This window comes from Chryseobacterium sp. R2ACT005, assembly GCF_049949215.1.
In the GTDB taxonomy this organism is placed as follows: Bacteria; Bacteroidota; Bacteroidia; order Flavobacteriales; family Weeksellaceae; genus Chryseobacterium.
This window is the reverse complement of record NZ_CP188192.1, coordinates 1,437,742-1,459,888: the sequence shown is the minus strand read 5'-3', so window position 1 is coordinate 1,459,888 and position 22,147 is coordinate 1,437,742. Positions and strand designations below refer to the sequence as shown.

Here is a 22,147-nt window from a genome sequence, read left to right as displayed (position 1 = left end):
ATCAGCAGATTTCATGCAACAGCAAAAAATAAAAATTTCACAAGCCATTATCTGGATAAGTTCTATTTTTCTGGGTATTTTATCTTCTGTTCCTCAGCTTGCTTCTCATGAATTCAACTGGAAAGAAGCGATAGTCAACTCAGCTATTACCGCAGCATTTTCCATCATCATGTGGTATGCCAACATTTATATGTTAAATCGTACCACAAAACGGAGACAGCAGATTTCCTACTCAAGATTGATGGTCGTACTGGCTTTCGGGATGATAATTATGTTTGGACTTGCCTGGATTCAGCAGCTTATTTTATCTCATATCAATTTCGGCCCGGTAATGCTAATGGTTGAAGTAAGAGGAATTTTAATCAATCTGGTATGTTATATGTTTTTGACACTGCTTCAGAATAACTATACAGGCCAGCAGATACAGCTTGAACTGGAGAAGGTAAAAAGTGACAATTTAGGAGCTCAGTATGAATTATTAAAACAACAGATCAACCCGCATTTTCTTTTCAACAGTTTGAATACATTAAAATTAATGGCAGAAACACATGACGAAGAAACGGTTGATTTCATTGTAAAACTTTCTGATTTTTACCGATTTACACTTGAAAGCAGAAAACTGGACCTGATCAGTGTTCAGGAAGAAATGAAAATAGTAGACGCTTATCTTTTTCTTCAAAAAGCACGTTTTGGTGAAGGAATTAAGTTTACCAACGATCTCGGAAAAGAAACTGACCCAACCCTTATTCCTCCTTTTACGCTTCAGCTTTTGGTAGAGAACTGCATCAAGCACAATATTGTTTCGCAAAGTAAACCTCTGCACATTAAAATATATACCGCTGATGATCAAATTGTGATTGAGAATCCTATACAGCGAAAGATGAATACTGAAGATTCTCTGGGAGTGGGACTTGATAATATTAAAATGCGCTATAAACATTTGCTGGAAAAGGAAATTACGATTAACTCAGACGAAAAGAATTTTCAGATAAAACTACCATTAATTCATGAATATCATCATTATTGAAGACGAATTCAGGGCTGCAAAATCCCTTCAGAATTTAATTTCAGATTTAAAACCGGATTCTAAGATACTGGGGGTTTACGACAGTATCGAAACAAGTATTGAAGGCTTGAAAGACGTGAAACCCGATCTCATTTTTATGGACATCCAGCTTTCGGACGGACTTTCATTTGAGATTTTCAAATCAGTGGACATTACATGCCCGGTGGTTTTCTGTACAGCCTTTGATCAGTATATGCTGGATGCTTTTAAGAGTAAAGGCGTTGATTATGTTTTAAAACCATTTTCTAAAGAAGATATTGCTGAAGCTCTGAGAAAGGTTGACGAATTAAAAAAATTCTTTCAGAAGAATGATCTTCCTGACCTGGAACTGTTGATACAAAAAATCAACCAGCCTGCTTCTGCCGGGAAGAGTAATTTTCTGGTATTTAAAAATCAAAAATATACAACGATTCCTACGGAAGACATTGCCTATTTTTATATCCATAATGAAATAACCCATCTGGTAACCTTCGGCAAAGAGCAGTTTTCCCTTAGTCAGCCTTTGGGACAAATTGCGGAACAGGTCTCTGATAAACAATTCTTCAGGGTTAACAGACAATATTTGGTTAATTTCAAAGCTATTAAAGAGATGGAACATTATTTTCAACGTAAAATACTGGTGAAACTTACTGTTGAAACACCTGAAAAACTTCTTATTAATAAAGAAAAGACTCATAGTTTCTTTACCTGGCTGGAAGATAGATAGAGGAGTTGAAAGGCTGAAAGTGAAAGGCTGGAAGCTGGAAGTACTTGCAGTCATTCTAAGAAATAGAACTCTTTTGAAATACATTACAACCCTGATTGATATGATCAGGGTTTTCTTTTTTATTCTTTATTTGGTTGTATCAATTTCTTAAGCTTCTTCCTGCTTATATCTAAAAAAAATAAAACGCTATTCCTTTTCACACCCCAAAAACTTCCAGCCTCCCACTTCCAGCTTCCAGCCTTAAAACCCTTCCCCTCACAATTTCCTGATTCACCTTTTAATTTGTCCGGTTAAACCTTTTTTGTATTCTTCTGCCTTCCCAGAGTATCTACTTTTGAATCAAATTAAAAGACATGATACTAAAAAACTTAATCACAGTAATTGCTTTCACTGCGTTATTATTTGCTACTTCAGCATTTATTTATCAGGATAAACCAGAAAAGACAGCACAACATCCAACCACAGAAAATGGTTTTGCTGTTTTGGAACTCTTCACGTCAGAAGGCTGCTCCAGCTGTCCTCCGGCAGATGAACTAATGGGCAAAATCGGGAAGGAATATAAAGATGAGCCCGTTTATCTACTCTCCTACCATGTGGATTACTGGAACCGTCTTGGATGGAAAGACCGATTCAGTACTGCAGATAACTCCCAACGACAACAGCAATACAGCCGTATCTTAAATTCACAGGTTTATACGCCTCAGTTGGTTGTCAATGGAAAAACAGAATTTGTAGGATCTGATGAAAACAATATTAAAAATGCAATCCGGGAAGCTCTATTTAATTCTAAAAAAACAAATATAGCATTAACGGCAAACGTTTCTCAAAAGGGCATCAATGTAGAATATAAAACATCGGGCACCGATCCTAAAAATACACTTCTCATTAATCTGGTTGAAAAACATTCTTCTACTCAGGTAGGAAAAGGTGAAAATGAGGGTCACCATCTGCACCATTGGCAGATTGTTCACAAGCAAAATCAGATCTCATTGAATAAACAAATGGAAGGAACAACAACATTTCAGCTTCCTAATGGTTTTTCTGCTGAAAACTGGGAAGTCATAGCTTTTATTCAAAACCAAAAAACAGGAGAGATATCAGGGTCTGCAAAAACAGCTTTCAAATAACTTTTACACAACACAGTAATAATAACAACTAAAAATAATACTACAATGAAAACAAAAACAACAAAAATCATCTATTGGGCGGGCGCTATTTTTATGTCATTATGGTTCGGAGCCAGCGGTTTCTTTGAACTTACAAAAAATCCTGTCGTTTGGGATATCACCCAACAGCTTGGCTATCCATCTCATTTTATTTATATACTGGGGGTTTTCAAAATTTCGGGGGTTCTTGTTCTTCTCCTTCCCAACAGATTACTGAGGTTGAAAGAATGGGTATTTGCAGGAATGTTTTTTGATATTATTTTTGCTTTCTTCTCAAAAATTGCGGTACTTGGTTTTCCAGCTACAATAGACGCAATAGTCGCTTTCTCTGTCCTTACGATGACTTACCTGATGTTCAGAAAGATGTATTCTCCAGAGCTGGTATTTGGAGAGGCGTAATTACAATAAAACTTTAATTTTTTCTTATGTTGAAACAGATCCTCTCGTTGCCGGGAGGATCTGTTATATCAAGTCGATGATTAATATGTTTTGGCTAAAGCCAAATGCATAAATATTTATTGAAAAAGCGGACTAAAGTCCGCTGTTATTGATTGAATTACCTTTTATATTTAACCACCCCGTCAAAAATTCTTTGAATTTTCGCCACCCCTCCAGAGGATGGGAATATTGAACACATATTTATTAATCTTGGTCAACGCATCCCTAATCCCTATCCCCGCAACCTATTATCTATTACCTGCAACCTAATTCATAAAACTTTCCGGAAACCATTCAAATGCACCGGATTTTGTTTTTGTAAAGCCCAGACCCGGCCATGGCAAATGATAAGCAAACGCTCTTACTTTGGTATCTGCCAGCTGTTGAAGAAGCTTTTTTCTTGAAGCGCTAGCAATATCCAGATCAGTATCTCCAAAGTAGCCCCACTCAGGATGTGGAAAAAGGATTACATCGGAATGAATCAAATCTGCAATGTAGATCAGCTTTTCATTCCCTGAAGAAATGGTTGTCACTGTTAAACCCGGAGTATGACCGGGAGCGAGCTGAAAACTGAAATAGTCATAAAGCGGATTATTAAGGTCATAAAACTTCAGTTTCGGCTGAATCGTTTTCAGAATATTTTGAACAGCAGGAATAATCTGATTAAGTAATTCAGGCTGCTCTTTCAAAGCACTATTATTAAAATCTTTGATAGTGGCTTTCATCCAAAAATCATGTTCAATTTTTGAAATAAAAATATTGGCGTTTGGAAAAACGAGGTTCTGCTTTTTGTCAACTACGCCACCAATATGATCAGGGTGGGCATGAGAGATAAAAACATCGGTAATATCTTTTGGTGAAAAGCCGGCTTTTTGGAGACTTTTTAATAAGAATCCGGTTCTTTCATCAGCAAAAATACCCATTCCGGTATCTAAGAGGATAAGTTTATTCTTTGTTTTAACCAATAGAATATTCATTGCCATATCAATATAATTGTCCGGTCTGAAATTATTTTTAAGGATTGATTTCAGCTCAGCAACAGTTCCTCTGGGAGCAAATGCATTGAGATTTTCTTCATGAATATATCCGTCTGTAAGAACAAAAAGTTCCAGTTCTCCAAGCTTCAGTTTTTTAAAGCCGGAAAGATCATCACCTGTTTTTTCAGGGATTTTCGGAGTTTCTGCCAGTACACTGGAAAAAGGAATCATGCTTAATGTTCCCGCCAACAATCCATTCTTTAATAGTTCTCTTCTGTTCATAACTTAGTTTTTTTTCATTATTTATACATTCTCATTGAGAATAATAACAAAAAAACTGAGCTCCCATCAGAAGCAGGAACTCAGTTTTTATAATAGTTTTTAGTTGTTCACCAGTTTCATTGAACCTTCAGTGTATCTTTCCCCTACATTCGGGTATTTTTTCAGAATGGCTTCAATAGTATCCAGATCTGATTGGGAAAGGTCTATATTGACGGCTGCAATATTTTCTTCCAGGTATTTAATTCGTTTGGTACCCGGAATCGGGATGATGTCGTCTCCCTGATTCAATACCCAGGCCAGGGCGAGCTGGGTTCCTTTTACCCCTTTGGAAGCGGCAAAATCATTAATCTCATTGGCCAGTTTGGTATTATTTTCAAGATACTCCTGCTGATAGCGTGGTAAAGATTTTCTAAAGTCATCATCACCCAGGTTCTGTACGTCATAAATATTGGTAAAAAGACCTCTTGCCAAAGGCGAATAAGGCACTAAAGAAATTCCCAGTTCTCTGATGGTTGGTAAAATTTCTTTTTCAACATCTTTTGTAAGGATGGAATATTCTGACTGTAATGCTGCAATCGGGTGAATTTTATTTGCTTTTCTGATAGATTCTGCTGAAGCTTCAGATAATCCGATGTATTTCACTTTTCCTGCTTTTACCAGCTCTGCCATTGCCCCTACTGTTTCCTCTACCGGAACATTAGGATCCACTCTGTGAGCGTAATACAAATCAATAGTGTCTATTTTTAATCTTTGAAGACTTAGATCTACTGCTTTTCTGATCCATTCCGGAGAACCGTCAAAATAAGTTCCCGGAGCTCCGCTGTGGCTGGCTTTACCGTCTTTAAACCTGAATCCGAATTTGGTTGCAATAAAGATCTTATCTCTATTCGGAACCAATACCTTAGAGATCAGTTTTTCGTTTTCCCCATTGGCATACATATCTGCTGTATCCCAAAAGTTTACACCCAAATCCAAAGCTTTGTGTAAGGTATTGATACTTTCCTGTTCATCCGTAGGACCATAAGCAAAGCTCATTCCCATACATCCTAAACCAATTGCTGATAACTGTTCGTCTGTGTTTCCTAATTTTTTAAATTTCATGATAGGTATGATTTAATTTTATAAGACAAAATTAGAACATGAAAAGGCAAATCCCGATATAGAATTCAAACTAAGAATTATAAAATTCAAACAATGTCCATTCTTAGGGCATTAGGAGTAATTCCGGTTTGTTTTTTAAAGTAATTGGTAAAATAAGCGGGTTCTTCAAAACCCAATCCGTAGGCGATTTCAGCTACATTCCAGTCTGTATGTTTCAGTAAAGCATTGGCTTCCTGAATAATCCTTCCGGTAATCTGCTGACTGGTTGTTTTCCCTGTGATTTCTTTTACAGAACGGTTTAAGGAATTCACATGTATAGAAAGACTCTGAGCATAATCGTTGGGGGTTTTTAATTTTAAAAAGGCTTCAGGACTGTCGATCGGAAATTGTCTCTCCAGAAGTTCCATAAATAAGGAAGCAACCCGCTGTGAGGCATTCTGATAGGGTTCAAAACTTTCTGCCGGCTGCATTCTCATGGTTTCATGAATCATCAGATGAAGGTAAGCTCTCAGCATATCATATTTGTGAATATAATCCGACTGAATCTCCGTCATCATTTTCGTATAAATATCAGAAAGTATCCTCTGCTGTTCTTCATCCACAAAGAAAACCGGAGTTCCTCCAATCTTGAAAAGCGGAGAATCCTGCAGGTTTCCCATACGGCTTCCGTTATGCAAAAACTGATCGGTAAACAGACAAAACCAGCCTTTCTGATCTTCATCATCTGCTTCCCAGGAATAAGGAATAATAGGATTTGAAAACAATAAAGCAGGCCGGTCTACTTTAATCCATTTATCTGCATAATGGAGTTTTCCTTTTCCTATGATCAGTGAAATCTTATAATAATCTCTCCTGCTGTAGGGAGTCAACGGAGAACAGTATTCCCGTGAAAATACATTGAAGTGCCCCATTCTGCTGACTCCAATGCACTGTGATGCCAGATTGGGAGCATTTCTTTCATAAAAACCTTTGATTGATTCGTGTGATTCCATGAATCAAAATTATAAAATTCAAACAAATTAATCAATAAAAACAATTCTGTTTGAAAAAATAAAAATGACTGACAAAGATGCCAGCCATTTGAAAGTGAATATATAGTTGATAATAATTTTAATCCCAATCGTCGTCGTCATGACCATGACCACGGCCATGATGTTTAGACTGTTTTTTATAGTATTTTTCTTGATTTTTATAATATTTCTCCTGTTGTTTACGATATTTTTTATAATCGTTTTTATTTCTGCCATAAACAATCACAGGATTTTGACCTCTATAATATTTCTTTTTAAAAAGGATATATTTTTCTCTACCCAGAATTCTTTCCAGCTCCGAATAACGGTCGTTTCTCCATCTTCCCGGTTCTACCACATACACTCTGTTCCACGTGTTGTAATCACGATATCGGTCATTGAGTACATAAATCTGGTTTGCCTGTGTTGTAGACAGCAACAGATCGGCAACAACTCTTTGCCAGTTAACATCCGAAATACTCCTTCTGTAATCGTTATAATAATCTGACTGGGCATAACTCAAGCTAAATGTTCCAACCAAAAATACTGTTATAAGTAACTTTTTCATTTCATTCCCCTTTTAAATTAAACATGATGGTATAGTCAATTAAAGTGCCAAATATTAATTACAAATACTAATATTTGTTAATAAAAATCACAAACAACTGATTATCTTTGAAATATTTTATACATTTTAATGAAATTATTACCTATTAATCATCCTGAAATGACAATCAGAATACAATTAATTTTATTAAACAAAGTATTTTAGTAAGCAAATAAAAATCAGCACATTAGAATTAAATTTTGAATTTTAAAGTATAAATATTGTAAGTTTGGGCTAAAGCCAATGAATGGATCATTTATTGTAGGATGGGTTAAAACCCACCTCTATTGAATTTTAACGACAAGATCTTTTATCTTTTATCTTTTATCTTTTATCTTTTATCTTTTATCTTTTATCTTTTATCTTTTATCTTTTATCTTTTATCTTTTATCTTTTATCTTTTATCTTTTATCTTTTATCTTTTATCTTTTAATCATTATGTTATAAATTTCGTTAAGATTTCTGAAAACTATTATTTCATATTATTTAATTTCGTAATTTTAGTGGAGAGAATGTTTTTTGGGAAGTTCTCCAAATTATTTTTTATCAACCAAATCTTACATTATCATGGAAAATATAAAGTTTCAGGTATCACCATATCAGGATGAATTGCAGCTACTTATTGATGGAAAAAAGGCAGGTTATATGTCCATAGAAGTTGATGGAAGACTGCTTATTGTGTATTATACGAAACTTGATGAAGAGCGTGAGGGTAAAGGATACGCCAAACTGTTACTGGATGAGCTGGTACGCTACGCAGAGGAAAAAGATTTGCTTGTAGACCCGGAATGTGATTTTGTGCGACAACAGTTTGAAAACCACCCTGTAAGATATAAAGATATCTGGCATGCCTGATCAATCTTCCCACCAGGCTGTAAATTGCTGTTCATGCTGATTCAGATCTACTACCTCTCCAATCATCGGAGTGAGGATATTCAATCCTTTTTCTTTTCCAAGAGCAGTTATCTTTTGTAAAGGTTCATTCCATGGGTGAAGTGCGAGTGCAAATTTTGCTGCATGAACAGGGATGATACGCTCGGCTTTAAGATCAATACCAGCCTGAATAACATCTTCCGGCAGCGTATGAATATACCTCCATGCTTCTCCATACTGTCCGTTCTCAAGAATAGCATAATCAAAAGGCCCGTATTGTTCGCCGATAGTTTTAAAATGGCTATCATATCCACTGTCTCCACCTAAGAAAATTTTCTTTGTTGGTGTTATCAAAACATAGGAACTCCATAGCGTATCATTCTGTCTGATTCTTCTGCCTGAAAAATGTCTGGCGGGGGTAAAGGCAATCTTTATATTATTCTTCAACCTCACTTCAGTTCCCCATTCTTCTTCAATAAGCGAATTTTCAGCATAACCCCATCTTTCTAAATGTGCTCCCACTCCCAAAGGCAAAATAGCCATTTCCGTTCTGTCTTTGATCGATTTTACAGTCGGGTAATCCAGATGGTCAAAATGATCGTGGGATATTACCAGATAATCAATATTGGGAATATCTTCAGGTTTAAAGATGTCTGATCCTTTGAATGCTTTGTTAAAATATTTAAAAGGTGAACCATATAAACTCAACACAGGATCAATCAGGAAGGAAATACCATCGGTCTGTAGATAATAAGATGAATGCCCCAACCAGATAAATACATCCTGATTTTTGTCTCTGTTTTTTAAATCGGTATGAAGGGATGGAATTTCTTTCAAAGGCTTCAAGAGCGGATCTTTTTTTCCCAAAAGGAAATCGTAAGTCACTTTTGACATTTTGTAGCCTTCTGTAATAGATGGGGTATGGCTGATATTCTGAAACTGTCTTTTTTTATAGAGTTTTGAATGTTTTATACGCTTCAGCCGCTTTCCTTTTGGCACCCCGCCAAACGCCTTCATATTGATCACTATAAAAAAGGTAACTGTCAGAACAGCCACTGTCGTAATAATCCAATAAATCATCTGTAGAAAATAAATATCAAATGTATTGACTTTTGCCTTTAAATGAAAATTTATTCAGTTTTAGTATATTGTTTTAACTAAATTTATCATGTATTTTGGAAAATTTATTATTCATTTAAGTCATGATTAAATTTAAACTTTCTATTTTAGCATCCTAAAAAACTCAGATCTATTGAAAAATTATTCGGTAATATTTCTTCTCGCAATACTTTCGTCTTGTGCCTCTATAAAAAAACACAACGAACAGCGGGCCTCATGTATTCCACCGGAGCAACTCAAAGAGGATGTGGACTTTGCTTATTCAAAATTACAGCAAATGCATCCTCAATTATACTGGTATATTCCCAAGAAGGAATTGGATCATAAATTTGATAGTCTTAAACAGACTCTCACCGAATCTCTTACTCCTCTTCAGTTTTATTTTAAACTTCAGCCTGTCATTGCGGGAATCCGGGAAGGGCATCTTTCATTGAGAATTCCCAGAAAAAAGTTTAACAAAAGAGAGTTTAAAAGACTGGAACATCAGAAGGGAATGTTCAGCCGTCTCGAATATTATATATCAGGCGATCAGATGTATATTATTCAAAACAGAGATTCTATTGAGCATATACAACCCGGAACTGAAATTTTATCAATTAATAATGTTCCTGTATCAGATTATATAAAGAAGTACAGAAGTCTGATCAGCAGTGATGGTGATAATACAACTTTCCACCCCTATTTTTTAAAAGACCTTTTCTTTAATTTTTATACTGCAGAGAACGGTTTGGGGAGTAAAGCAACTCTTGAAACACTTTATCAGGGAGAAAAACGAACGTATACTTTAAGCAGGGAAATAAAATCTGATTCCGATCTTGAAAAGGATAAGGAAATGAAGAAAAAGACGCTTGAAAAGAAACTGAACGATTATGTAGTTTCAAGTAATTCTTATAACAGAAGTTTTAAATTCCTGGATAAAGACAGCACTATCGCTTATATAAAGGTACAGAGTTTCTCCCGAGATTATTCTGATGAATTTTATAAAAAAACCTTTGCCAAGATCAATGAGGCCAAAGCTCCCTACCTCATCATAGATGTCCGAAATAACTATGGAGGTTCTCTCTATGAGATCAATAACCTGTACTCCTATTTAGCGGATTCACCTTTTACCCTGATCAAACCTTCCCAGGTAACGTCAAGGGATACTCCACTGCGTACAAATTATTTCAGAAAAAGCAATCCTTTAGAATATGCTCTTAAAAGTATTGCTTATCCAAGTTATTTCTTCGCGCAGGCTTTCAGTACGTATAAAAAAGACGGAAAAGTTTTCTATAAAATGAAAGCTGATAAACCCACAAAACCTAATAAACAGGCTTTCCACGGAAAAGTTTTTGTATTGATCAACGGAGGAAGCTTCTCAGCATCTTCTATTATTACTGCCAAGCTTAAGAATGATAAAAGGGCAACTCTTGTAGGTGAAGAAACCGGTGGCGCTAACGATGGAACTGTTGCAGGTTTCTATTCTTATCAGAAACTTCCTAATTCTAAAATCAGGTTTCCAATCGGATTACTTCTGGTGCAGCCTAATATCAAATTCTCAGACTCTCGGAAAGGTGTTGTTCCCGATGTAGTAGTAACTGAAAGCATGCAGGATATTATTGACAAAAAAGATCCACAACTGGATTGGATAAAAAATGAAATTGCTAAGGAAAAAGACAATAAGGGACAATAATTTATAAAGGTTCGGCGGGCTTTCAGCCCGCCGAACTCTTTTCTATCTTTTCAACTCTTCCAAAAGATTTTCAATATGCTGCATATATCTTCCGTAATACCGGTGAAACCAGAATTTCCCGGCCAGGTAGAGTAAAAACAATCCTCCAATCACAGAACCTATTAAGATCACTGCAATTTTCAGTTCACTCAAAGGTTTTGGCCACGGGATAAATTCCAGAACAATAAGAATCTCACATACCAGAAACGGTGCAAAACTGATGTAGTATGAAAGATAATATTGTTTATTCAGATTCAGCTGCATCACCAGATCTTTCAGAGAATCGTAGGTCTTAGGTGCAGGATTACTGATTTCGTTATACAGTTTAAAGAACTTACTGAAAAAGAAAACGGTAACAATAAGCATGGAAGCAATTAAAACCGTTATATATAATTGCAATTTAAAAGGCCTGCAGACTGAGCAAACCAGAAAAGCAAAAACAAAAATCCCTATTACCCACCAGAATTCCACACGCATATTTTTACGTATTTTTTCAAGGGGAAGATTCAGTTTATTTCTTTGTTCTATACTTATTTCAGGAGTTTCCTCCATAATATCTTCATTCCAGGTATTTTTCAATTCATCGATATTCATTGGATTACTGATTTTAATGTTTGTTGGTTTTTATTTGGCTTAAGATATCTTTAAGTTTGTTTTTTGAGCGGTTCATTTTCACTCTTACATTTCCTTCAGAAATTCCCATCTGCTCCGCAATCTGTTTTCCTGAAAAATCTTCCAGATAATAGAATATAAAGGCTTTATCAATAGGATTGAGTTGATGAATAGCCTTATACATTTCAGCCAGGCGCTCTTCTTTCCGGTAATCATAATCTTCCTGTACAATGATATGATTGGAAAAATCTTCATGGGCAATAAAGCTTCTTCTTTTTTCTGATTTAAGGAAGATAATAGCTGTATTCAAAGCGATCCTGTACAGCCATGTTGAAAATTCGCTTTCACCTCTGAAACCAGGAAATGCTTTCCAGAGCTGATAGGTAATCTCCTGAAAAAGATCATCCCGATCATCCTTTTCAGTCATGTACATTTTAGAAATCTTAAATAGGATTCCTTTATGCTGTTCAATTTGACTTATAAACTCTTGTTCTAATGAGGTCATGATTTGTTACTCTATAGAGTTAGTTTTCATTTAAAAAAATTGTTACAGTATTTTTACAAAAGAAATAAAAAAACCGGACAGAAAGATACTGCCAGGCTCTCATTGTGCGTCCTTATAAGTTTATTATTTTTTTGAATAGTACCTGAAATAATTCTTGTTGAATTTTAATCATCCTTAAAGGTATCTTCCTTACTGACCTAAACAGCTAGTAAAAAGCAGTAAAAATGTGTATAAAAAAAGAACCTGATATGGGAAATATAAGGTCCATCGTTCAGTCTTTATTTAAAATCTAAGAAGTCGTCTTTTTCAAGATAATGGTTCAGGGCATCAATAAGCTGAGATGAAGTGACACCAGCATACTGCCGAAAAGCAAGATCCACTACATCCTGAATATTCTCATCAGAACACATATAGCTCAGTTTATTTTGAAAAACAAAATCGGGTAAGATTTCGTTATCATTTTCACCAATATCCAAAGGATCACCGATAAAAATTTTCATTTCCGGTTCAAATTCATCTTTTGAAGAGTATACCGCATAATTATAATCAGGATCAAAGGATGTCTTCCGATCCTGTTTATTCTTTACAAGCTCAAGAAATTCCTCTATGGGATATACTTGATTTTTGATCTCATCCATATTACATTTTTTACCTCAACGTCTTTAAAGATAGGAAATAAAAGAAAATAGAGCAATTTCTAATTCAACTGGTCTAAAGCTTTCTGCAGTGCTCCTATATCAAGAAAATGAAATTTGGCACCAACCACGATAATTATTAAAAGTACTGCTGTCAAAAATAAAATGATAAAAATATACATTGAAACAAACCATATAACGGTATTCAGAATATTTCCTTTGATACCCATTTTATTCATAAAAAATTTCTGTGAACGCTCAAACCATGTTTTTTTCTTTTCAGGTCTCGGACTTACCTCAATCTCATTCAGTTCATCTACCAGGCGTACTACATCATCAATATACCTTCCGTACATATAATAGATCCAGTATTTTATGATAAAAGCAATCAGGAGCAGAGTGATCAGAAGGCTGATCCCGAAAATAGCCAGATTATATTCCATCTCAAAATGGAAATTAATTCTGATCAGGGAGAGAAGAAACCCAAGAGGAATATAGGACACATAATAGGCTATATAAATTTCTTTCGATATGAGAAGCTGGGTTTTAAGATTGAACAAATCATAATTTGTATTGATACTATTCTTTTGAAGCAGCTTATACAATTTCAGAAAACGGGAATAAAAATAGACGATAATAACAATGGTCAGGACTGTGACAAATGCGGATATGATTTTAATATTAGAATCGGCAGAAGCAAACGGGAAATTGGTTAAAAGTAAAGGCAGCGTTACAATCATCAGCCAGAACTCTGTTTCCATATTTACTTTCAGCATCTGTAACGGGGAATGTATTTCCTTCTGTTTTTCAAGAGAAATTTCAGGAGACTCCTGTCCTGTATCTTTGTTCCAAAGTTCTTTAAAGTTTTCTAACTCCATCGTTTTATCTTTTAATGAGAACCTGTACTTTGTTTGGTAATGATCTCTTTCAGCTTCTCTTTTGCCCTTTTCAGCTTTACCCTTGTATTGACTTCGGTAATTCCTAACTGAACGGCAATTTCTTTTCCCGAAAAACCCTCCAAAAAGAAAAATATAAGCGCTTTATCAATAGGGCTCAGCTGATGAATGGCTTCATACATCCGCTTCATATTCACATCATCTGTATCATTATAAGGTTCCTGCCGGGCACTCAGCCCATCTACATTCTGATTCTGTATAAAACTACGTTTTTTTTCACTTCGCAGGAAAACAATTGCTGTGTTGAGCGCAGTTCTGTACAGCCATGTGGAGAAATCACTCCTCTTTTGAAAATCACCGTATGATTTCCAGGCCTGGTAGATGATCTCCTGATAGAGATCATTCTGATCGTCCTTATTATCCATATACATTTTAGAGATCTTGAAAACAACACCTTTGTGCTTTTCAATTTTCTCTAAAAATTCTTTTTCCGGTGAAGACATGATTTACACACTGATCCTTAGATAATATTTCTAAAAAACATCATCTTATTATAACACAAAGCTCTAATTTCTGGCATTAAGTTAAAAAAATCCTCAATAAATAAAAAAATTTATTGAGGATTTTTATTTATGTTAAATATAAAATGATCAGAAAATATAATCTGTGCTTAAAAAATTGGAATCATGTTCTCTGACAATCGTGTTGAGTAATTCTTTATTGGAGTCTGTAAGTTTTGCCGCTACCAGAGACCGGATTGAGAATGAACGGAGTGCATCAAAAACAGAAAGTGTCCCTTCCGCACTGTCTTTTCTTCCGGTAAAAGGGAAAACATCCGGACCTCTTTGTGCCTGGCAGTTGATATTAACGCGGCTTACCAGATTCACAAACGGATCGATCAATCTTGCTACTTCCTGAGGATCTTCACTGAAAATACTTACCTGCATCCCGTGTGAAGCATTCACCTGATATTCTATAGGCTCTTCTATGTCTTCAAATGGAACAACAGGAATCACCGGACCAAACTGTTCCTCATGATACAGTTTCATCTCACTGTTTACCGGATAAACTACCGCCGGAAAAACAAAAGATTCATCCGTATAGCCTCCATCTTTATTTAAAACAGCTGCTCCTTTCTGTAAAGCATCATCAATACATTCTTTCAGGTAAGGAGGTTTGTTGACTTCCGGAAGTGGAGTTACTTTTACGTCTTTTTCCCATGGCAATCCCGGTTTCAGAGCAGAAACCGCAGCACTTAGTTTTTCTGTAAATTCCAAAGCAATCTCTTTCTGAACAAATATCAGCTTCAGTGCTGTGCATCGCTGTCCGTTGAAGGAAAGCGCCCCTAAAATACATTCGCTCACAGCTACATCTAAATTCGCATTTTTGGTAACAATGGCTGCATTTTTCGCATCCAGACTCAGAATAGCTCTTAAACGATTCACTTTCGGATGCAGCTTTTTTAAGCCATTAGCTACTTTACTTGAACCAATGAAGGCCAGAACATTCACTTTTCCACTTTCCATAATTGGCGTGATGATTTCTGATCCTTTTCCATATAATGTGTTTACAGTTCCTTTCGGGAATGCTTCTTTAAAAGCGTTTAATAAAGGATAATGAGCCAATACACCGTGCTTTGGAAGTTTAAACAGAATGGTATTTCCCATGATCAAAGCAGGAATCAATGTGGTAAAAATTTCATTCAGAGGATAATTGAATGGTCCCATACTTAAAACCACTCCAAGCGGAGCTCTTCTGATCTGCGCAATGGTGCCTTCTGCCTGTTGGAAGCGGGAGGATTCTCTGTCCAGATCCTTCAGGGCATCAATGGTCTGATTGATATAATCTACGGTACGGTCAAATTCTTTGGTAGAATCAGCAAGTGTTTTCCCAATTTCCCACATCAGTAATTTAATGATCAGATCTCTTTGCTGGATCATTAGATATACGAATTTCTGCATGCATTTGATACGTCCTTCCACAGACATTGTAGGCCACTCACCAAGACCGTTATCATAGGCTTTTACACAGGCTTCAAGAACATCCATAGCTTCCTTAGGGCCAATATTCGGGATACTACCCAAAAGCTTTCTTTCTAATCCGTTTTCTGTAGGAATGCACACCGGAGAATAGATTTCGGTGACATCTCCGTTCCATTCTACCAGTTCACCATTCAACAAATAAGTTCTCTGGTGAATGACCGGAACTTTATACTCTTCCGGAATTTCATTTTCACTCTTAAAAATGTGATGGAATGATGCTGTATTTTCTGAACTCATAAATCTTTCTATTTTTTATGTGATAAGATTGAGACTATCTCAAACGTGTCATTCTGAAAGAAATGAAATGTAGTGAAGAATCTACATTCCAAGCATCAATAAGATTCTTCCTTCGTTAGAATGACAAAAGCCAAACTATTTGACTCTTGAGACAGCCTCGTTTAATAATATAAAGGTAGAAGTAAAATGTTTTGAAAAAAACAATCTGACAATAGATTTGATCTATTTGAATTAAAATTAATCTCAGCTCCTGAAAAAAGAATAATTTAGCTGAAAAATAAAATTTCATGTTTTCAAAATTAGTTTTCAGTACCCTATTATTCTTTTCTGCAATAGGCTTTGCACAAAAATCTAAAGCAACCAATACGGTTTTAATGGGAGGAAAGGAAGTACATACTTATGCAAAATTACCGGCGCTGAATAAGCCAGCCCCTAAATTTACCCTTACAGATGTGAATATGAATGATCAGACTCTGGAATCTTACAAAGGGAAGAATGTGATCTTAAATATCTTTCCTAGTGTAGATACAGGTGTTTGTTCAGCTTCTGTACATCATTTCAACGAGGAGGCAGGAAACCTTCCCAATACAGTAGTCCTTTGTATTTCCAAAGATCTTCCGTTTGCACAGAAAAGATTCTGCGGTGCCGAAGGAATTAAAAATGTAGTGATGCTTTCAGATTTCCGTTCAGACTTTGGGTGGAACTATGGTGTGGAGCTGGTAGATTCTGCAATGAAAGGCCTTCTGAGCAGAGCGGTTGTGGTGATAGATCCTTCAGGAAAGATCATCTATGAAGAGCAGGTTGCAGATATTTCTCATGAACCGAATTATGAAGCGGCAATTGCAGCGGTGAAATAATACATATTTATTTGGATATAACACAGACTCCGGCGATCTTCGATCGCCGGAGTTCTTATTTCTTTCTTTTCTTCTTAGTGGTAATCACTACTATTCCGCCTTTGGCTTTTTCACCGTACTTTGTAGATGCAGAAGCTCCCTTCAGAATATTCATAGTCTTTATAAGATTAGGATCCAGTGTTTTTACTTTTTCATAATCGCTTATTTTTCCATCTACAATATACATAGGCTGATAGATTACTCCGCTTGAAGGAGCCCCACCAATACGTATACTGTTATTATCTTTAGGAGGCTGCTCAACAGATAATCCCGGCAATTTTGTAATGAGTTCTTTTCTTTCCTTTTCTTTGCTGTCTAATAAAGCATTAGCCGGTATTACTGAAACTGAGCCAAGCAATTTTCTGTCTCTCTGAGTACTGAAAACAATTTCCTGTACTTCTTCGGTCTTTAGGGTATCACAGGTTTTATTTTGCTGTGCATTCACACTTACAATTCCTCCCGTTGTCAGCATGGCACCTACCGCAAATTTCACAAAAAGAGAATTGATGTAAGAATAACTCAGATCTCTGTTGAGCTGTGACGGATTAAAATTCCCGCAGATCTCTTCCGAAGTCCCGGAAAAAAAATCTATAATATCATCATCCGGAGCTTTCCTGAAGTCTCGTACTGTTTTGGAACAAACAGCACAGAATCTTCCTTTTTCATCAGGGGTCATCGTATTCCAGTTTTCATGACAGGGTTTGGGTATCGTAATTTTCATAGGATCTCTTTTCTTCTAAAGATGTACTAATGACAGAAAAAGTTGGAAAGAGTTGTGAAATTTTCTAATATTTTAATTTTGTTGGAAAATCGCAAAGCTTTTTTTGAGATTCCTGCGGAATGACAAAGAGGACGCTAAAAAGTTTTCCGATAATTGTGCGAGTAAGATTGATCCTTTAAAAACACATTAAAATATACACCATGTTTGTCATTCAGAGCGAAACGAAGTGAAGCGTGGAATCTAAAACTACTTGAGAAAGCAGAGATTCCTACGGAATGACAGACTGTGTGGATAATCTAAGCGCTCCTTTTGTCATTCCAAAGAAATCTAAACTCTTATTACAACAAGAAACAAAAAACCTGCTTTACAGCAGGTTTTCTTTATATCTAAAATGTTTTACAGTAAATTTTCATCTACAAGGTTTGGAAGAGTTACCTTCAGATTAGGTTCTGCTTCCATCGCTCTTTTAATGGCGAAAACAGCGCCTTCATTTCTTGCCCAGCTTCTTCTTGAGATTCCGTTGTTTACGTCCCAGAAAAGCATAGACTTCAATCTTCTGTCGGCATCATCGCTTCCGTCCAACAGCATCCCGAAACCACCGTTGATCACTTCACCCCAGCCTACTCCACCACCATTGTGAATGGAAACCCAGGTTGCCCCACGGAAACTGTCACCAATGACATTGTGAATAGCCATATCTGCTGTGAATCTCGATCCGTCATAGATATTGGAGGTCTCTCTGTAAGGAGAATCTGTTCCTGAAACATCATGATGGTCTCTTCCTAATACCACAGGCCCGATTTCTCCGTTTCTAATAGCTTTATTGAAAGCTTCTGCAATTTTCATTCTTCCTTCTGCATCTGCATAAAGGATTCTTGCCTGTGAACCTACAACCAGTTTATTTTCCTGTGCTCCCTTGATCCATTGGATATTGTCTTTCATCTGCTGCTGGATCTCTTCAGGAGAGTTTTTCACCATTTCTTCCAATACTGCACATGCAATATTATCCGTTTTCTGAAGATCTTCCGGATTTCCACTGGAACATACCCAACGGAACGGTCCGAAACCATAATCAAAGCACATAGGTCCCATGATATCCTGTACATAACTCGGATATTTGAATTCTCTTCCCAATGTCGGATTTTCTGCCATTACATCAGCTCCGGCTCTGGAAGCTTCCAATAAAAAGGCATTTCCATAATCGAAAAAGTAGGTTCCTTTTGCTGTATGTTTGTTGATGGCTGCCGCATGTCTTCTTAATGTTTCCTGAACTTTTTCTTTGAATAACTCAGGGTTTTCAGCCATCATAATATTAGATTCTTCGAATGTTTGGCCTACCGGATAGTAACCACCAGCCCATGGATTGTGAAGTGAAGTCTGATCTGAGCCGATGTCAATTCTTAAATCTTCCTGATCAAATTTCTCCCAAACATCAACAATATTTCCAAGATAAGCCAATGAAACCGTTTCTTTGTCAGCCTGTGCTTCCCTTACTCTTTTCACCAATGAATCAAGATCTTCATAAATCTCATTCACCCATTTCTGATCATGACGGATTTTGGTGATTTTCGGGTTTACTTCTGCACATACAGTAATGCAGCCAGCAATATTACCTGCTTTTGGCTGGGCACCACTCATTCCTCCTAATCCTGAAGTCACGAAAAGCCCTCCTTTAGGGTCTTTTTTTATTTTTCTGAAAGCATTCAACGCTGTAATGGTTGTCCCGTGAACAATTCCCTGCGGGCCAATATACATATAACTTCCTGCCGTCATCTGTCCGTATTGAGTAACACCCAATGCATTGAACTTCTCCCAATCATCCGGTTTTGAATAGTTCGGGATCATCATTCCATTGGTTACAACCACTCTTGGTGCATCTTTATGAGACGGGAACAGCCCCATTGGGTGTCCTGAATACATCACCAATGTCTGCTCGTTGCTCATTTCCGAAAGATATTTCATGGTTAGCAGATACTGAGCCCAGTTGGAGAATACAGCTCCGTTTCCACCATAAGTGATCAATTCATGAGGATGCTGTGCTACTGCATAATCCAGGTTATTCTGAATCATCAGCATGATCGCTTTTGCCTGCTCAGATTGTCCCGGATAATCTGTGATAGGCCTCGCCTTCATTTCATAATCCGGACGGAAGCGGTACATATAAATTCTTCCGTAATCTTCCAGTTCCTGCTTAAATTCAGGAATCAGTTCTGCATGAAACTGAGGATCAAAATAACGTAGTGCATTCTTCAATGCCAGTTTTTTCTCTTCCTCCCCCAGGATTTCTTTACGCTTTGGAGCATGGTTGATATTGGTCTCGTATGGTTTTGGTTGTGGCAGCTGATTAGGAATCCCCTGCTGTATCTGTTCTTGAAATGTCATATTGCTATTTAAAGGTCTATGTTGAAACAATGTTTGAAGTTTTAAAGATATTCAAATTAGAAAATATAGGCAAGTGAAAGGATGAAAATGGCTTCAGCTTATGGTTTATACAAAATTATCGAATCCGGATATTAATCACAATCTCCTATTAAATACTATATTTGAATAAACGAACTTCGATTCCCCTCCTCCGGAGGGGTGGATTTCAAAGTGCGAGCTTTGAAAGACGGGGTGGTTTAAAACACAACAATGAAAGAAATCCTCACCATCATCAACGGAATTCCGATCCGCAGGAATTTCGTTGAGAACCTGCCCTACAACCCCTATTTAAAAATATTATTAAAAGAAAAACGTAAAGCCCGGATCTTGGGTGAAGTGATCTTTTGGAGAAAAGTCCGTGCTAAAAATTTTCATACAATTGATTTTGACAGACAAAGAATTATTGGAAATTATATTGTTGATTTCTATGTAAATTGGGTCTTATCATTGAGATTGATGGTTCAAGCCATGATAAGAAAGAAGTTTATGATGGGATAAGGGAGGAATATCTTGAGTCATTAGGACTGCTTATTTTCAGAATTACAGATTTTGATGTGAGGAATCATCTGAGTGTGGTGATGAAGGAGCTGGAGGATTTTATTGTGTTGTACTATGGAACCACCCCGTCTTCAAAAATTCTTTGAATTTTGAATCCACCCCTCCAAGAGAGGGGAATTGTCTTACTAAAAGAAGTCGTTATTCAACATAAAAAACCTCACTGAAATTCAGCAAGGCTAGTCTGTTATCATCAAATTTTAGGTTAAAACATCATCATTTTCTTCTTCATGGTCATCTTCATTATCGCTGAGACTCCAGTAGTTGTTCTCTTCATCTTCTTCCCCTATTTCTTCCATTTCATCATCGTCATCGGCTCCTGGAATATCTAAACCTTTATCTATTTTATCCTCATCAAAATCTTCATCTAAAATAGGATTGCCGTCTCCATCAAGCGAAATATGCTTTTCTCTCTTAAATATATCTTCATTAGGGTTATAATCCATCTGTTCTAACCTCTTGTTCTGTTGATTAATATTTTTCTCTGGTGCCATGATGTTTAAGATTTTAAGTTTATATAATCAGAACAAAAATAATTCCAAGTTATGATGAAGGGGCAGAATAAACGTCAGGATTTGCACAATACGGCATTTTTTCGTTTTTTGAAAAAGCGATGATATTTCCTGCAGCCAGTCTTGCCATCCCGTTTCGGGCTTCAATAGTGGCAGAACCAATGTGTGGCAAGATACAAACACTTGAAAGTTCAAGAATAGGATCGTCTGCTGACATAGGTTCAGGGTTGGTAACATCAAGACCCGCTCCCCAGATTTTCTGATCAACCAATGCCTGATACAAATCTTTCTGATTGTGAAAACCACCTCTGGCAGTATTGATAAAAATAGCATCCGGTTTCATCTGTTCAAATATGGACTCATTGAATAGTTCTTTATGTTCAGAAGTAAAATTGGCGTGAACACTCAATACATCTGAATTTTTGATGAGCTCTTCAAAAGAAACATAAGCTGCTCCCAATTCCTGTTCCGCTTCTTCATTATGATGACGGTTGTGATAAATGATATTCATTCCAAAAGCTTTCTTAGATTTCTCAGCCATTTCATAACCGATACGACCAAGTCCAAAAATCCCCAGGGTTTTCCCATAAAGCTCCTGTCCTAAAGCATGCAGGGGATCAAATGCGCCCCAGCTTCCATCTTTTACTTTCCGGAAATTGTAGCTTGCTCTTCTCGCTACGGACTGCATGAGTAAAAAAGCAACATCTGAAGTTGCCCTGCTCAAAACATCAGGAGTATTGCCTACCGGAATATTCCTTTTGGTAGCTTCTTTGATATCTACATGATCAAACCCCACAGAATATAAAGCAATGGCTTTCACATTGGGGCAGGCTTCAAAGAAATTCTTGTCATATTTAAATTCTGCGCCAATACTTACAATGGTATCGGTATTTTTACAGTAATTCAGCCATTCTTCATAAGAAAGGTTTTCTTTTTCAGGAACTGTAATTTCCAGTCCTGCTTCTTCCAGCATTTTAATTCCTGTTTCGGGAATTTTTTTATTGATAAAGACTTTCATTGGTATGGATTAATGATTCTAAATAAAAAACCTCACTCGAA

At 36.5% G+C, this 22,147-nt stretch carries 22 protein-coding genes and 1 pseudogene; 8 read left to right on the top strand and 15 right to left on the bottom strand.

Features of this window, described 5'->3' with window-relative positions; translation table 11 throughout:
• Window positions 1–13: 13 nt before the first annotated feature.
• From ACPF63_RS06630 to ACPF63_RS06615, 4 genes are all read left to right on the top strand, one after another.
• The gene (locus ACPF63_RS06630) at window positions 14–1,027 is read left to right on the top strand and encodes a sensor histidine kinase (RefSeq protein ID WP_426482469.1); all 1,014 of its coding nucleotides are present in this window, start codon (window positions 14–16) and stop codon (window positions 1,025–1,027) included.
• Complete coding sequence (locus tag ACPF63_RS06625) at window positions 1,008–1,772, top strand: LytR/AlgR family response regulator transcription factor (protein WP_426482468.1); 765 nt, start codon at window positions 1,008–1,010, stop codon at window positions 1,770–1,772. The genes ACPF63_RS06630 and ACPF63_RS06625 overlap by 20 nt, the downstream gene beginning before the upstream one ends.
• Before the next feature lie 353 nt (window positions 1,773–2,125).
• Complete coding sequence (locus tag ACPF63_RS06620) at window positions 2,126–2,899, top strand: DUF1223 domain-containing protein (protein ID WP_426482467.1); 774 nt, start codon at window positions 2,126–2,128, stop codon at window positions 2,897–2,899.
• A gap of 45 nt (window positions 2,900–2,944) precedes the next feature.
• On the top strand, window positions 2,945–3,337 hold the full coding sequence (locus tag ACPF63_RS06615) for a DoxX family protein (RefSeq protein ID WP_077416468.1): 393 nt from the start codon (window positions 2,945–2,947) through the stop codon (window positions 3,335–3,337).
• A gap of 305 nt (window positions 3,338–3,642) precedes the next feature.
• On the opposite strand, the gene ACPF63_RS06610 is transcribed toward ACPF63_RS06615, so the two are convergent.
• The 4 genes from ACPF63_RS06610 to ACPF63_RS06595 form a co-directional block, all read right to left on the bottom strand.
• The gene (locus ACPF63_RS06610) at window positions 3,643–4,635 is read right to left on the bottom strand and encodes an MBL fold metallo-hydrolase (protein WP_426482466.1); all 993 of its coding nucleotides are present in this window, start codon (window positions 4,633–4,635) and stop codon (window positions 3,643–3,645) included.
• Between the two features lie 99 nt (window positions 4,636–4,734).
• Entirely contained in the window at window positions 4,735–5,736 is a 1,002-nt protein-coding gene (locus tag ACPF63_RS06605; RefSeq protein ID WP_077416464.1) for an aldo/keto reductase, read from the bottom strand.
• An 86-nt stretch (window positions 5,737–5,822) separates the two neighbouring features.
• A complete protein-coding gene (locus tag ACPF63_RS06600; protein WP_077416462.1) occupies window positions 5,823–6,728 on the bottom strand; it encodes a helix-turn-helix domain-containing protein in 906 nt (301 codons plus the stop codon).
• 118 nt (window positions 6,729–6,846) lie between these two features.
• Window positions 6,847–7,314 (bottom strand): hypothetical protein, encoded by a 468-nt coding sequence (locus ACPF63_RS06595; protein WP_426482465.1) that lies wholly within the window; start codon window positions 7,312–7,314, stop codon window positions 6,847–6,849.
• Between the two features lie 606 nt (window positions 7,315–7,920).
• On the opposite strand from ACPF63_RS06595, the gene ACPF63_RS06590 reads away from it, so the two are divergent.
• On the top strand, window positions 7,921–8,208 hold the full coding sequence (locus ACPF63_RS06590; protein ID WP_047385514.1) for a GNAT family N-acetyltransferase: 288 nt from the start codon (window positions 7,921–7,923) through the stop codon (window positions 8,206–8,208).
• On the opposite strand, the gene ACPF63_RS06585 is transcribed toward ACPF63_RS06590, so the two are convergent.
• Window positions 8,209–9,306 (bottom strand): MBL fold metallo-hydrolase, encoded by a 1,098-nt coding sequence (locus ACPF63_RS06585; RefSeq protein ID WP_426482464.1) that lies wholly within the window; start codon window positions 9,304–9,306, stop codon window positions 8,209–8,211.
• Between the two features lie 316 nt (window positions 9,307–9,622).
• On the opposite strand from ACPF63_RS06585, the gene ACPF63_RS06580 reads away from it, so the two are divergent.
• On the top strand, window positions 9,623–11,017 hold the full coding sequence (locus ACPF63_RS06580; protein ID WP_426482463.1) for a S41 family peptidase: 1,395 nt from the start codon (window positions 9,623–9,625) through the stop codon (window positions 11,015–11,017).
• A 42-nt stretch (window positions 11,018–11,059) separates the two neighbouring features.
• Here the strand turns inward: ACPF63_RS06580 and ACPF63_RS06575 are convergent, their stop codons facing one another.
• From ACPF63_RS06575 to ACPF63_RS06550, 6 genes are all read right to left on the bottom strand, one after another.
• On the bottom strand, window positions 11,060–11,650 hold the full coding sequence (locus ACPF63_RS06575; RefSeq protein WP_047385521.1) for a hypothetical protein: 591 nt from the start codon (window positions 11,648–11,650) through the stop codon (window positions 11,060–11,062).
• A 13-nt stretch (window positions 11,651–11,663) separates the two neighbouring features.
• Window positions 11,664–12,173 carry an RNA polymerase sigma factor gene (locus tag ACPF63_RS06570; RefSeq protein ID WP_077416452.1) on the bottom strand — a complete coding sequence of 170 codons (510 nt, stop codon included), beginning with the start codon at window positions 12,171–12,173 and terminating at the stop codon, window positions 11,664–11,666.
• Between the two features lie 278 nt (window positions 12,174–12,451).
• A complete protein-coding gene (locus ACPF63_RS06565; RefSeq protein WP_426482462.1) occupies window positions 12,452–12,811 on the bottom strand; it encodes a DUF7716 domain-containing protein in 360 nt (119 codons plus the stop codon).
• Window positions 12,812–12,870: 59 nt separating this feature from the next.
• Window positions 12,871–13,686: a hypothetical protein gene (locus tag ACPF63_RS06560; protein ID WP_426482461.1), complete on the bottom strand. Its 816-nt coding sequence runs from the start codon at window positions 13,684–13,686 to the stop codon at window positions 12,871–12,873.
• Window positions 13,687–13,697: 11 nt separating this feature from the next.
• On the bottom strand, window positions 13,698–14,207 hold the full coding sequence (locus ACPF63_RS06555; RefSeq protein WP_426482460.1) for an RNA polymerase sigma factor: 510 nt from the start codon (window positions 14,205–14,207) through the stop codon (window positions 13,698–13,700).
• Between the two features lie 147 nt (window positions 14,208–14,354).
• Entirely contained in the window at window positions 14,355–15,983 is a 1,629-nt protein-coding gene (locus ACPF63_RS06550) for an NADP-dependent glyceraldehyde-3-phosphate dehydrogenase (RefSeq protein ID WP_426482459.1), read from the bottom strand.
• A 287-nt stretch (window positions 15,984–16,270) separates the two neighbouring features.
• On the opposite strand from ACPF63_RS06550, the gene tpx reads away from it, so the two are divergent.
• Window positions 16,271–16,840 (top strand): thiol peroxidase, encoded by a 570-nt coding sequence (gene tpx, locus ACPF63_RS06545; protein WP_175627240.1) that lies wholly within the window; start codon window positions 16,271–16,273, stop codon window positions 16,838–16,840.
• A gap of 55 nt (window positions 16,841–16,895) precedes the next feature.
• On the opposite strand, the gene ACPF63_RS06540 is transcribed toward tpx, so the two are convergent.
• Together ACPF63_RS06540 and ACPF63_RS06535 are read right to left on the bottom strand one after the other, a co-directional pair.
• The gene (locus ACPF63_RS06540; RefSeq protein WP_426482458.1) at window positions 16,896–17,600 is read right to left on the bottom strand and encodes a TonB-dependent receptor plug domain-containing protein; all 705 of its coding nucleotides are present in this window, start codon (window positions 17,598–17,600) and stop codon (window positions 16,896–16,898) included.
• Window positions 17,601–17,996: 396 nt separating this feature from the next.
• Window positions 17,997–19,982 carry a urocanate hydratase gene (locus ACPF63_RS06535; RefSeq protein WP_426482457.1) on the bottom strand — a complete coding sequence of 662 codons (1,986 nt, stop codon included), beginning with the start codon at window positions 19,980–19,982 and terminating at the stop codon, window positions 17,997–17,999.
• 249 nt (window positions 19,983–20,231) lie between these two features.
• Here ACPF63_RS06535 and ACPF63_RS06530 point away from each other — a divergent pair.
• Window positions 20,232–20,665, top strand: a pseudogene (locus ACPF63_RS06530) (endonuclease domain-containing protein).
• Window positions 20,666–20,776: 111 nt separating this feature from the next.
• Here ACPF63_RS06530 and ACPF63_RS06525 read toward each other — a convergent pair.
• Window positions 20,777–21,070, bottom strand: a complete 294-nt coding sequence (locus tag ACPF63_RS06525; RefSeq protein ID WP_077416437.1) for a hypothetical protein — start codon at window positions 21,068–21,070, stop codon at window positions 20,777–20,779.
• A 49-nt stretch (window positions 21,071–21,119) separates the two neighbouring features.
• Entirely contained in the window at window positions 21,120–22,106 is a 987-nt protein-coding gene (locus tag ACPF63_RS06520) for a 2-hydroxyacid dehydrogenase (RefSeq protein WP_426482456.1), read from the bottom strand.
• Window positions 22,107–22,147 lie beyond the last annotated feature (41 nt).

Coding starts and splice junctions, on each gene's coding strand:
- ACPF63_RS06630 (WP_426482469.1), top strand. CDS start 14: ATGCAACAGCAAAAAATAAAAATTTCACAAGCCATTATCTGGATAAGT.
- ACPF63_RS06625 (WP_426482468.1), top strand. CDS start 1,008: ATGAATATCATCATTATTGAAGACGAATTCAGGGCTGCAAAATCCCTT.
- ACPF63_RS06620 (WP_426482467.1), top strand. CDS start 2,126: ATGATACTAAAAAACTTAATCACAGTAATTGCTTTCACTGCGTTATTA.
- ACPF63_RS06615 (WP_077416468.1), top strand. CDS start 2,945: ATGAAAACAAAAACAACAAAAATCATCTATTGGGCGGGCGCTATTTTT.
- ACPF63_RS06610 (WP_426482466.1), bottom strand. CDS start 4,635: ATGAACAGAAGAGAACTATTAAAGAATGGATTGTTGGCGGGAACATTA.
- ACPF63_RS06605 (WP_077416464.1), bottom strand. CDS start 5,736: ATGAAATTTAAAAAATTAGGAAACACAGACGAACAGTTATCAGCAATT.
- ACPF63_RS06600 (WP_077416462.1), bottom strand. CDS start 6,728: ATGGAATCACACGAATCAATCAAAGGTTTTTATGAAAGAAATGCTCCC.
- ACPF63_RS06595 (WP_426482465.1), bottom strand. CDS start 7,314: ATGAAAAAGTTACTTATAACAGTATTTTTGGTTGGAACATTTAGCTTG.
- ACPF63_RS06590 (WP_047385514.1), top strand. CDS start 7,921: ATGGAAAATATAAAGTTTCAGGTATCACCATATCAGGATGAATTGCAG.
- ACPF63_RS06585 (WP_426482464.1), bottom strand. CDS start 9,306: ATGATTTATTGGATTATTACGACAGTGGCTGTTCTGACAGTTACCTTT.
- ACPF63_RS06580 (WP_426482463.1), top strand. CDS start 9,623: ATGCATCCTCAATTATACTGGTATATTCCCAAGAAGGAATTGGATCAT.
- ACPF63_RS06575 (WP_047385521.1), bottom strand. CDS start 11,650: ATGAATATCGATGAATTGAAAAATACCTGGAATGAAGATATTATGGAG.
- ACPF63_RS06570 (WP_077416452.1), bottom strand. CDS start 12,173: ATGACCTCATTAGAACAAGAGTTTATAAGTCAAATTGAACAGCATAAA.
- ACPF63_RS06565 (WP_426482462.1), bottom strand. CDS start 12,811: ATGGATGAGATCAAAAATCAAGTATATCCCATAGAGGAATTTCTTGAG.
- ACPF63_RS06560 (WP_426482461.1), bottom strand. CDS start 13,686: ATGGAGTTAGAAAACTTTAAAGAACTTTGGAACAAAGATACAGGACAG.
- ACPF63_RS06555 (WP_426482460.1), bottom strand. CDS start 14,207: ATGTCTTCACCGGAAAAAGAATTTTTAGAGAAAATTGAAAAGCACAAA.
- ACPF63_RS06550 (WP_426482459.1), bottom strand. CDS start 15,983: ATGAGTTCAGAAAATACAGCATCATTCCATCACATTTTTAAGAGTGAA.
- tpx (WP_175627240.1), top strand. CDS start 16,271: ATGTTTTCAAAATTAGTTTTCAGTACCCTATTATTCTTTTCTGCAATA.
- ACPF63_RS06540 (WP_426482458.1), bottom strand. CDS start 17,600: ATGAAAATTACGATACCCAAACCCTGTCATGAAAACTGGAATACGATG.
- ACPF63_RS06535 (WP_426482457.1), bottom strand. CDS start 19,982: ATGACATTTCAAGAACAGATACAGCAGGGGATTCCTAATCAGCTGCCA.
- ACPF63_RS06525 (WP_077416437.1), bottom strand. CDS start 21,070: ATGGCACCAGAGAAAAATATTAATCAACAGAACAAGAGGTTAGAACAG.
- ACPF63_RS06520 (WP_426482456.1), bottom strand. CDS start 22,106: ATGAAAGTCTTTATCAATAAAAAAATTCCCGAAACAGGAATTAAAATG.